The organism is Bacillus sp. SSR7 (assembly GCF_055902415.1).
In genome coordinates this window covers 126318-138130 of sequence record NZ_JBVVXV010000018.1, presented here as the reverse complement: position 1 = coordinate 138130, position 11813 = coordinate 126318, and the positions used below count along the sequence as shown (strand labels likewise).

Here is an 11813-nt window from a genome sequence, read left to right as displayed (position 1 = left end):
GAGCAACTGACTTGTAATCAGTAGGTTGGGGGTTCAAGTCCTCTAGTCGGCACCACTTTCAAAATGAGCCATTAGCTCAGTTGGTAGAGCATCTGACTTTTAATCAGAGGGTCGAAGGTTCGAGTCCTTCATGGCTCACCATTTACAATTTAATGCGGGTGTAGTTTAGTGGTAAAACAAGAGCCTTCCAAGCTCTGGTCGAGAGTTCGATTCTCTTCACCCGCTTTTCAATTATGGGCCTATAGCTCAGCTGGTTAGAGCGCACGCCTGATAAGCGTGAGGTCGATGGTTCGAGTCCATTTAGGCCCACCATATATTATTCCGCAGTAGCTCAGTGGTAGAGCTATCGGCTGTTAACCGATCGGTCGTAGGTTCGAGTCCTACCTGCGGAGCCATTATGCTTCCATAGCTCAGCTGGTAGAGCACTTCCATGGTAAGGAAGAGGTCACCGGTTCAAGCCCGGTTGGAAGCTTGGGAATAGGTTTAAAACTTTTTTGGCCCGTTGGTCAAGTGGTTAAGACACCGCCCTTTCACGGCGGTAACACGGGTTCGAATCCCGTACGGGTCATACTAAAAGAGATAGCATAATCTGCTATCTCTTTTTTGTTGTGTAAAAGTGGACTTTGGATAGAAAAAAAGGGATACTCAAGGTCATTAACGAAATGGCACTTAGAAATATATCATAGCTGGGAAGATCCTAAGGAATTAGTTGTAGAGTTATTAGATACAGTTGAATAATAAAAATTGAAATATGGATCGCTCAACTAAAGGATGCTTTAATTGAGCTTTTTAATATTGAAATTTCTGTATTAGGCGCTACCACGGAAAACAAATAGTATAAATAGAAGAAGCTGTCTTTCAATAGGTGATCTACTGGAGACAGCTTTTTTATGATGCTAACGTTGTCGAGTATTGTCGGTAAGTCGATATATTGCAAAAATCGCTGATATAATTTGAGTTACGGTCGATAAATTTCAATAATCGCTGATATATTTGGAGTTACGATCGATATATTCTAAAAATCGTCGATATAATTTCACTTACCGACAAAACCACAAAAAATTCCTTTCACAATCTAAAGAAAACGCCTCCATTGAAATGGATTCCACGCCTATCCTAATAACTTTACACTCTATGTGAAAAAGTTCACAAATAGGTCATAATTTGTGAAGTAATTCACAATAATACGTGCTACAATATGAGTGTAAAGAAGTTAAACAACATTAAATTAGTATTTTAATTAATTACTTAAACAATCATAAAAAATATATGTGAACAATAGAGAGGGGAAATTACCATGAAAAAAGGTATCAATCGTGTAGTATTAGTAGGAACAGGAGCTGTAGGTTGTAGTTACGCTTACTCAATGATCAACCAAGGTGTAGCTGAAGAATTTGTATTAGTAGATGTTAATGAAGCAAAAGCAGAAGGGGAAGCAATGGACTTAAGCCATGCGGTACCATTCTCTCCATCACCAACAAAAGTTTGGAGCGGTAGCTATGCAGATTGTAAAGATGCAGATTTAGTAGTCATCACTGCTGGATTACCACAAAAGCCAGGTGAAACTCGTTTAGACTTAGTTGAGAAAAATACAAAGATCTTTAAACAAATCGTTCGCGGTATTATGGATAGCGGATTCGATGGAATCTTCTTAATCGCAACTAACCCAGTTGATATTTTAACTTACGTAACTTGGAAAGAATCTGGTTTACCAAAAGAGCGCGTAATTGGTTCTGGTACTACTTTAGACTCTGCTCGTTTCCGTTACATGTTAGGTGACTACTTAGATGTAGATCCACGTAACGTTCATGCTTACATCGTTGGTGAACACGGTGACACTGAACTTCCAGTATGGAGTCACGCTACTATCGGTGTACAAAAACTAGAAACAATCTTAGCTAACAACGAACAGTACAAACAAGAAGACTTAGATAAAATCTTCGAAAACGTACGTGATGCAGCTTACCATATCATCGAGCGTAAAGGTGCAACTTACTACGGAATCGGTATGTCACTACTTCGTGTAACTAAAGCAATCTTAAACAACGAGAACAGCGTATTAACTGTATCTGCATACCTTGAAGGTCAATACGGTGAGAAAGATGCTTACGTAGGTGTTCCAGCTGTAATTAACCGTGAAGGTGTACGTGAAATCGTAGAGCTTGAGTTAAATGAAGAAGAAAAAGCGAAATTCGCTCATTCTGTAAAAGTATTAAAAGAAACAATGGCACCAGTACTATAATAATTGCTAAATCATTCAGGGGCGGGACACGCTTCCTACCTCTGAATTCATATAATTTAATATAAATTCCTTTTCCGGTTTCCCTTGTATATCCCCAATATACCCCTTTTGCTGGATCAGGGTTGTTTATAGAAAAGAGCACTCTACTTTAAGTAGAGTGCTCTTTATTATTATTTTTTAGGTGTTAATCCTAATTTCTTTAAAATATCTGTCAGTGTACCGCTTTTTGATTTTTCAACAGCTGTTTGTGATTTAGATGCATCTGGATCTTTTTTCAAGAAGTTCTTTTCAACGAAGCGAATATCTTTTTCGTCGACAATACCATCTTTGTTAAGGTCGCCGTCTTTCACAGATAGCCCTTTTTTACCATAGTTGCTAGCGATAATTTCTGCATCTTTAATATCAATTACTTTATCGCCATTTACATCACCTGCAAGGTTTTCATCAAAGCGTGCATAATAATATTGGCCAATTAGCTTACCATCTTTCTCGGTACCTAATTTCGTTGTTAGTCGACTTGTCAAATGCCCTGGTACTTCTACATATAAGTTGTAGTCGCGTTTATTAACAGGAAGTCCATTTAATTTGAAGTATCCGTATTTATCTAGTGAGCCTTCAAACTTATGACGGTAAGAATCAGTCGCATATACTTTTACGCCAAGCTTTGTATAATCGAACTTTTCATCTAAATATCCACGTTCATTTAAGAATGCGCCCGGTTTGATATTGCCTTCTACTAGTGAGTTTAAGGACATAACTGAGAATGATTGATCTTGAAGGACACGCATTCTATTTGGCTCTGTTTCTCCTGGTTTCCAGTATACAAACACGGCTGACTCTAATTGGGCATTTGCTTCATAAAACTCATCATTTTCTACTTTGAACGTTACATCAATGAACGGGAAATCACCATCTAATCCAGCGAAGTTTTTGTCATCGATAGCACCGCCAACTGTAACAGAGCCTGCTTCTAGTTTTGGTTCATTTACTTTTGCAGTTACACCTTTTTCAGAAAGGAGTTTTTCAAAAGCAGGATTGAATTTCGCATTTGCAAATTTGAAGTTCTTCTCTAGGAATTTTACGTTAAATTCCCCAGCAACAAATTGTTTCACATGTTTGGCGTTTAGCGTCACAGTGAATTCATCACTTTTATATACTTCTTTTTTATCATAGCTAGTTTTCGCATATTGAGCTCCTTGCGGGATAAACCAATAGTTATTTACACCGCTTGGATAGTCAGCTCCTGCAGTTGCATAATCGAAAATATATACGCCTGTGTTCATTGGGCCTTCCACTTTAAAGGATTCAGGAGTAATGCCAACTTTAAAGTCACCATTTGCATTAATAGGTAAAAATTTATGCAAGTATGGAGAATAGTCATAATACATAACGCCATTCGCTTCTTGCGTAATATTTAGCCCTTTTCCTTTTAAGTAGTCAACGTTCGAATCATACACATTTCCTTTAATCCATAACGCTTTTTTACCATCTTCTACTGTATAATTTTCTTCATTTAATTCATAAATACCAGGTTTTAATCCAGTTAATTTTACTTCTGGCGGTGTATTATCAATTACGACATAATCACCTTTCACACGTGCTTTCCCAGCTTTGTCATAGCCAACAAACTCAATTGTGTAGTCTCCTTCTGGTAAGCTGATTTTCTCATCACCAATTGGTTTTGCAGGATCATTTGTGAAAGGATACACTTTTCCGTTAAAGAATGAATCTAAGTAGTAATATCTATCCGTTTTTAGTCCACTCGTGTTTAATGTCCCAAGGAAACCGAGCGCTTTATTTGTTTTCGAATCTTTCACGATAAGATCTAACGTTTCAAGTTCGCTATTTAATTGGAATGCCCCGTGTACATATGATTCACCGTATGGATTAAATTTCGATGTATCAGTTGAAATTGCTTTTCTTGATAATATGGCATTTTCAATACCAGGCTCTGATACACGAATAGAGAACGGAATTTGATACGTTTCTTCTTTATTTTTCGTATTTGTAATATGAATATATCCTTCATATCGGCCTTGTTTTACACCGGCTGGAACATTAATTTTTGCTTCAATTTCATCTGATTTGCCAGCATCAAGAGTAATTGTTTCTGGAACAGATACTTTTACACCGTTTGCGATAGCATCGTTAATAGAAGAAGATGCCGGTGTATAAGAAATTTCTGTTTTAAATTCTTTTTTCTCTTGTTTATTATGATTTTGTACTTTTATATTTCGTTTTTGTTCAAGAGCTTCACCGTCTTTTTGATAGAACTTCCCGAATGCAATGGATCCGGTTTCTTCTGGTACTTCAATTACTTCATCATTTACAACTGTTTTTGTTGTATCTAGCACTTTAAAACTTGTTTCCGTATGAACGGCGTTGTACGCATCTACTCGTCCAGCTCCAACTTCATATACGGAATACTTTTCTTTTAAATCATCAGCTGTGTTCATAAGAGATGCTTTCACATCAAACGGAGAGTATTCTGGGTGTTCTTGTAAAATAAGAGCAGCAACGCCCGCGATATGAGGAGAAGCCATGGATGTTCCTTGCATACGCTCATAGGAAACGTCATAGTTTTCGCCATCTTGTGGATCGTTAATATATTCGGGTACTGTTGAAAGCACAGCAACACCAGGGGCTGTAATATCTGGTTTAATATCATCATTTGATGTAACAGGACCGCGTGAGCTAAAGTCTGCAAGATGATCGCCTTCTGTTTGAATATAACTAAGTTCGTCAAAGCTAAAGGATGTATTACCTTGTTCGATTTGAGTTTTTAGTTTTTCACCGTCTTCTTTCGTTAGGCGGAATGCTGGGATGTATTTTGTACTTTCGCCAACGTAGAAAGGAATTTCTCCGTCCACATTGTTATAAATAATAACGGCTTTTGCACCTGCTTGTTTTGCATTCGCAATTTTTTCATCAAATGACAGTGTACCGCGTGCAACGAGAGCGATTTTTCCTTTTACATCTTTTTTACTAAATTCGTCAGGTGTACCAATTCCTACAGATTCAATAGGTAAAGATTGTCCTTTGAAATCTTCTATTTTATCAGTGAAGTTTTTGCCAAATAAAATTAAGTTAGGGAATTGTACCTGTCCAGCATGACCTGATAGTTTCGGCAAGGAAATAGAACTATCACTTGCCCCGACCGTAATCGCAAATGGAGAAGCACCTGGTGATCCGAGTGTCGCTGGGTTTGGACCAGAGTTTCCAGCAGCAACGACTGTAACAACACCGGAAAGCATAGCGTTATTGACAGCGATAGACGTAGGATCAAGCGGGTTGTTGCTATCGTCACCTAACGATAAATTAATAACATTCATACCGTCAGAAATAGATTTATCGATTGCAGCAATAATACCAGAACTATCTCCACTTCCGTATGGACCGAGTACACGATAGTTATACAGTTCAATGTCAGGTGCAACACCTTTTACTGCGGAATCTGATGTGTTTTTCTTTTGAGCAGAAACGATACCTGCTACGTGAGTACCGTGGGCTGTGTAGAAGGAAGAACCACGATCATCAAATTCAGGAGCACCAGATTGTTGCCACTCTGTATAAGTTGTTTCCATCGGATCCGCATCGTTATTAATAAAGTCCCAACCTTTTACGGAGTTTGGGTCTACCCTGCTAGAATCTTCACCTGGTTTTGCACGATAGCCCTTATAGACGTCTTTTAAGTCAGGATGATTGTAATCAATGCCTGTATCTAATACACCAACTTTAATTCCTTTTCCGGTAATGCCTTCGCTATGTAACTTATCGACCCCAATTTGCGGAATACTATCTGTTAGTTTTTGAGGTGCTTTTTGCTCTGCTTGTTTTGGTAAATTTAATTTCACTTCGTAATCTTTCCAAATACGTTTTACAACACCAATTCGTAACAATTCTTCCACTGTATTTGCAGGTAATGTTAGGGCAACCCCATTTATAGCATGTTTATAAGAACGTTTAATTTGTACAGACTGGAAATTCCCTGACTTTACTGATGGGCTGAATTGATGAAGACGTTTTAGTCCTTTTTGGAATTCTTCATGTTCTTGATCGATACGTGCTTTTATATTTTCAGGAGCAGCTTGTAGTCCTTTTTCTTTTTGCTTTAATTTATTAATTTTTACTGGAGCAGTTTGAAATTCTACAATGATATTTACTGGTTCGGAACTACTCGTATTAATATCTGGCGAAATCGTAAAGCCAGGATTGGCATCTAACGTTTGTAATGCCTGACGCTGTTCTTTAGAAAGTTTTGATAGTAAAGACTGGGCGTTTGAAGAGTCAATTTGGTTAATTGGATTTTCAGCAAGTACATTGAACGGAAGGGCAGTTGAAAACAGAACGCCAGCCGTTACAATTCCGGTAACAAAACGATTTTTCTTTTTCATGTATAAGCCTCCGATAATTTATATTTTAAATATTACTTCTCTGTGCCTGGTGTTTGCTCTGCATGGAATGTCCAGTTTAGCTGTAAGGAATCGCCCTGGAATTTATTTTGATCTTGGTCGTTGTCTTCAAAGGAGAAGAGAACGTGTAAATAATCTGTTTCACCAGATTTAATACCATCTATTAAGTTATGACGTTCTAGAGAAGTAGCCACATCCTCAGGTTTCATAGTTTTTAATTCTGATAGTTTTGTTTCCCACAAAATTTCATGATCATCGTTTGGATTAGACGGCTTTCCATCATTCACTAAAAATTTGACGATGATGTGATCGCCTAAATCTTCACCATCATTATTTTTCTTTGCATCTGTAACTTCATAGGATGTTTCAAGTGCTACTTTTGCAATATCCAATGATCCTTTATTTTCAAGCGTGAAATTTTTTTCAATAAAGTCACCTGGTTTTAAATCTTTCACATCAACAATTACACTTGGATTAATAGAAAGGTCTAGTGTTCCAGCTTGAAATGAGTTACTAGATGTTTCAGAATCACTGAAGTAGGCGAATACACCGCCGAATGTAAGGGATAAGCCAAGCGAAGCTGTGACAACTCCCATTCCAACCTTTTGTTTTAATGACATAAGAAAGCCCCCTAATTAAATTTTTATGGCGACTGTTCGTAACAAGGATAAATAAGTAAACATAGTAGTCCGCTATGAATTGTAGTTACGAAAAATCGATGTTCTTTATTGAGAACAAGTATATGCGTATAAATTTTCCATTTCAATACAATTGTGACGAAAAATGTTGAGAAACATTTTTTTATGACAGATTATTTTGTTACGATTTCAAGTGGAAATAGGATAAAAAAGAGGATGAATCTAATAAAATAGAGGTTGAGAAATAAATAGTAAGATGAAAGACTAGTAAAAAATGAAGCGTTTTCAATGAATATTCGTCAAAATTCGATATTTTATATAGAAATGTAAAAAAAATTCAACATTTTCAAGAAAAAAACGTATATTTTTTATAAATGAACAAGGATATTTCAGTTTTTCGCAGAATTGGTAAAGTATAAAAAATTCTGTCATCTTAGTGAGGTGAGCATATTGAGTGTAATAAATTGTGAAGAAGTGAAACGAGATGAGTTTCATACAGAAAAGTACTATGACAGTTATAACATCTTTGGTGCACATATTGTGACGGAAGATGAGATGCGAGGTGTACGATTTACAGTATGGGCTCCTCATGCGAAAGCAATGAGTGTTGTTGGAAATTTTAATGAATGGGATTATGAGCAACATAAGATGCTACAAGTGACAGAAGAGGGAATTTGGTCCCTATTTATACCGCATATTGAAGAAAAAGAAATATATAAATATGCGATTGAAACGATGGCTGGTGATGTCATTTTTAAGGCAGATCCGTATGCTGTGTATGCAGAAGTAAGACCGAATACGGCATCTGTAGTTTTTGATATAAAGGGATACGAATGGAATGATAAAAACTGGAGTCGTAAGAAAAAGAAAAAATCGGTTTATAAAGAAGCGATGACAGTTTATGAATTGCATTTCGGTTCTTGGAAAAAGAAAGAAGATGGAACGCTGTATTCTTACAGGGAAATGGCAGAAGAACTCATTCCTTATGTGGTGGAGCATCAATTTACACATATTGAAATTATGCCGCTTGTTGAGCATCCATATGATCGTTCTTGGGGATACCAAGGGACGGGATATTATGCAGCAACGAGTAGATTCGGCACGCCACATGATTTGATGCATTTTGTCGATGAATGTCATAAATATGGAATCGGTGTCATTTTAGATTGGGTGCCGGGGCATTTTTGTAAAGATGCTCACGGTTTATATTTGTTTGATGGCACACCGACCTATGAATATAAAGATAAAGATGTACAAGAAAATCCAGTATGGGGAACTGTTAACTTTGATTTAGGAAAGAGGGAAGTACGTAATTTCTTAATTTCAAATGCGTTATTTTGGATGAGATATTTCCATATTGATGGTTTCAGGGTAGATGCAGTTGCGAACATGCTCTACTGGAATAAAGAAGGACAAGAGCAAAGTAATGAGCACGCTGTTTCATTTTTACGGGAGTTAAATGAAGCGGTATTTGCAGAGGATGAAGATTTTCTTATGACAGCTGAGGATTCAACAGCTTGGCCACTTGTAACAGCTCCAACGTATGAAGGTGGGCTTGGATTCAATTACAAATGGAATATGGGCTGGATGAATGACGTGTTGAAATATATGGAGTGTGCGCCAGAGTACAGAAAATATATTCATGAGAAAATGACGTTCTCTTTACTATATGCTTACTCTGAAAATTTCATATTACCGCTTTCTCATGATGAAGTCGTTCATGGGAAAAAGTCGTTATTAAATAAAATGCCAGGAGACTACTGGGATAAGTTTGCTCAACTTCGTTTATTATATGGATATTTCTTTACTCACCCAGGAAAGAAATTACTTTTCATGGGAGGAGAATTCGGGCAGTTTGATGAGTGGAAAGACCTTGAAGATTTAGATTGGAATTTACATGATTTTGAAATGCATCGTTATATGCATGATTACTTTAAAGAGCTCATAGCATTGTATAAGCGCTCTAAACCACTTTGGCAGCTTGATCATTCGCCTGAAGGATTTCAGTGGATTGATGCTAATAATAATGAGCAAAGTATTTTCTCATTTATCCGCCAAGGGGATAAACAAGAAGATGCGTTAGTTGTCGTATGTAATTTTACGAAAGCTACATATGAAAACTATAAAGTAGGTGTACCAGATTTCGAGTGTTATAACGAGATTTTAAACAGTGATGCTGAGCAATATGGCGGATCAGGGCAAGTAAATAAGAAACGTCTGAAGGCGATTCAAGAACCGTTTCATAATCAAGCAGCACATGTAGAAATTACAATTCCACCATTTGGCGTATCCATATTACGACCAGTGAAGACGAGAAAGGGGAGTAAAAAACAAGATGGCTCAAAAACAAAAGTGCGTAGCAATGTTACTAGCAGGGGGAAAAGGTAGTCGATTAAGTGCATTAACAAAAAATTTAGCCAAGCCAGCTGTTCCATTTGGTGGTAAATATCGCATTATTGATTTTACGCTAAGTAACTGCGCAAATTCTGGTATTGAAACGGTTGGGATTTTAACGCAATATCAACCACTCGAACTTCATAATTATATCGGAATCGGCAATGCGTGGGATTTAGACCGAGTAAGCGGTGGAGTCACAGTATTACCTCCTTATGCGGAGTCTTCAGGTGTGAAGTGGTACACAGGTACGGCAAGTGCCATTTATCAAAACTTAAACTATTTAAGTCAATATGAACCAGAGTATGTTCTCATTTTATCAGGCGACCATATTTACAAAATGGATTACAGTAAAATGCTAGATTACCATATTGAGAAAGAAGCGGACGTTTCCATTTCTGTTATTGAAGTGCCTTGGGATGAGGCGAGTCGTTTCGGTATTATGAATACGAACGAAGAGATGGAGATTGTTGAATTTGAAGAGAAACCGCAATTTCCAAGAAGTAATCTTGCATCAATGGGAATTTACATTTTTAACTGGGCAATTTTGAAAGAGTATTTAGAAATGGATGCAAGAAACCCTGAATCTAGTAATGATTTCGGAAAAGATGTACTTCCGCTTTTATTAGATGAAGGGAAGAAGTTAATGGCGTATCCATTTGAAGGGTATTGGAAAGATGTTGGAACGGTGAAGAGCTTATGGGAAGCGAATATGGATTTACTTCGCGATGAAACATCACTGAATTTAAATGATCGTAATTGGCGTATTTATTCTGTTAATCCAAACGAACCACCTCAATATATCGCTGAAAAGGCAAAAGTAGAAGAATCACTTATTAACGAAGGATGCGTCATTGAAGGGGACGTGAAGCATTCTGTACTATTCCAAGGAGTGACGGTGGAAGAAGGTAGTATGGTTATTGATTCTGTCGTTATGCCTGGAGCGAAGATTGGTAAAAATGTTGTGATTGAAAGAGCAATCGTTGGATCGGAAATGGTTATTGAAGATGGAACAATCATTCGTCCAGAGAAAAATGTTGACGATGTAGTACTCATTGCTGAAGGGAAATAGAAAAGGGGGATGAAATGAATGGGAGAAAAAATGTTAGGAATTATTAATGCAACGGGAAGTTTTCCTTCCTTAAAGAAAGTAACAGGGCATCGTTCACTAGCGGCGTTACCGTTTGGGGGCCGTTATCGACTCATTGATTTCATGCTTTCAAATATGGTGAATTCTAATATTCATAGTGTGGCAGTTTTTACAAGCCATAAAAACCGTTCGCTAATGGACCACGTTGGTTCAGGAAAACAGTGGGATTTAGATAGAAAAAGAGACGGACTGTTTTTATTCCCGCCAAACTGCCAATGTGATCAAGATGAATTTGGATCTTTTGCGCATTTTAGAAGACATATTGATTATTTTCTAAGAGCTAGAGAAGAATACGTTGTTATTACGAATAGCCATCTCGTAACAGCATTAAATTTTCAAGCTGTGTTAGAGCGACATATACATACGGCAGCTGATATTACGGAAGTTTGCCATGAAGGGGTTTCGCTTCAAACATACGTGTTAAAGAAACAATTATTGTTAGATTTATTTGAGTCATATAAAGATGTGGAACAATATAGCTTATTCGATGTAGTGAGAGAAAAGCGCGGAAAATCACTACATATTGCTACGTATGAGCATACAGGATATGTAGCTATTATTGATTCGATTGAAAGTTACTATAAACATAGCTTAGAAATTTTGCAACCTGCTATTTGGAAGCAACTATTTAAGAAAGAAGCACCGATCTTTACGAAAGTAAAAGATGAACCACCAACTCGTTACCTAAAGGGTGCAGTCGTGAAAAACACAATGATTGCAAACGGCAGTATTATTGAAGGTGAAGTAGAAAATAGCGTTGTCTCCCGTTCTGTTAAAATTGGAAAAGGTTCAATTGTTCGTAATAGCATTATTATGCAAAAGAGCCAAATTGGAGATAACTGTATAATAGACGGTGTTATTATTGATAAAGACGTGAAAATTGGTGACGGTGTTGTTTTAAAAGGAACCGCCGATGAGCCATACGTTGTAGAAAAAGGAAGCGTTCAAAACAGTACGATTAATAGTTATTCTTAAGA

General features: G+C 37.1%; 6 protein-coding genes and 6 tRNA genes. 10 read left to right on the top strand and 2 right to left on the bottom strand.

The window, feature by feature from the left end; genetic code table 11:
* Window positions 1-65 precede the first annotated feature (65 nt).
* From AC0NJG_RS24785 to AC0NJG_RS24755, 7 genes are all read left to right on the top strand, one after another.
* Window positions 66-141 (top strand) — tRNA-Lys (locus tag AC0NJG_RS24785).
* 13 nt (window positions 142-154) lie between these two features.
* Window positions 155-225, top strand: a tRNA-Gly gene (locus AC0NJG_RS24780).
* A gap of 10 nt (window positions 226-235) precedes the next feature.
* Window positions 236-312: transfer RNA gene (locus AC0NJG_RS24775), tRNA-Ile, on the top strand.
* Between the two features lie 8 nt (window positions 313-320).
* Window positions 321-395 (top strand) — tRNA-Asn (locus tag AC0NJG_RS24770).
* Window positions 396-399: 4 nt separating this feature from the next.
* A tRNA-Thr gene (locus tag AC0NJG_RS24765) sits at window positions 400-472 on the top strand.
* A 24-nt stretch (window positions 473-496) separates the two neighbouring features.
* Window positions 497-568, top strand: a tRNA-Glu gene (locus tag AC0NJG_RS24760).
* Between the two features lie 729 nt (window positions 569-1297).
* Complete coding sequence (locus AC0NJG_RS24755; RefSeq protein ID WP_000715339.1) at window positions 1298-2242, top strand: L-lactate dehydrogenase; 945 nt, start codon at window positions 1298-1300, stop codon at window positions 2240-2242.
* A 170-nt stretch (window positions 2243-2412) separates the two neighbouring features.
* On the opposite strand, the gene AC0NJG_RS24750 is transcribed toward AC0NJG_RS24755, so the two are convergent.
* Together AC0NJG_RS24750 and AC0NJG_RS24745 are read right to left on the bottom strand one after the other, a co-directional pair.
* Window positions 2413-6636, bottom strand: coding sequence for a S8 family serine peptidase (locus AC0NJG_RS24750; protein WP_474063561.1), 4224 nt, complete (start codon window positions 6634-6636; stop codon window positions 2413-2415).
* 32 nt (window positions 6637-6668) lie between these two features.
* Window positions 6669-7274: a CalY family protein gene (locus AC0NJG_RS24745; RefSeq protein ID WP_048551095.1), complete on the bottom strand. Its 606-nt coding sequence runs from the start codon at window positions 7272-7274 to the stop codon at window positions 6669-6671.
* A gap of 468 nt (window positions 7275-7742) precedes the next feature.
* Between AC0NJG_RS24745 and glgB the strand changes: the two genes are divergently transcribed.
* From glgB to glgD, 3 genes are read left to right on the top strand one after another with little or no spacing between them, the layout of a single operon-like run.
* Window positions 7743-9680 carry a 1,4-alpha-glucan branching protein GlgB gene (glgB, locus tag AC0NJG_RS24740; RefSeq protein ID WP_087953117.1) on the top strand — a complete coding sequence of 646 codons (1938 nt, stop codon included), beginning with the start codon at window positions 7743-7745 and terminating at the stop codon, window positions 9678-9680.
* The gene (gene glgC, locus AC0NJG_RS24735) at window positions 9628-10758 is read left to right on the top strand and encodes a glucose-1-phosphate adenylyltransferase (RefSeq protein ID WP_000057613.1); all 1131 of its coding nucleotides are present in this window, start codon (window positions 9628-9630) and stop codon (window positions 10756-10758) included. Before glgB ends, glgC begins: the two co-directional genes overlap by 53 nt.
* An 18-nt stretch (window positions 10759-10776) precedes the next feature.
* Window positions 10777-11811, top strand: a complete 1035-nt coding sequence (glgD, locus tag AC0NJG_RS24730; protein WP_429680660.1) for a glucose-1-phosphate adenylyltransferase subunit GlgD — start codon at window positions 10777-10779, stop codon at window positions 11809-11811.
* The last annotated feature ends 2 nt before the right edge of the window (window positions 11812-11813 follow it).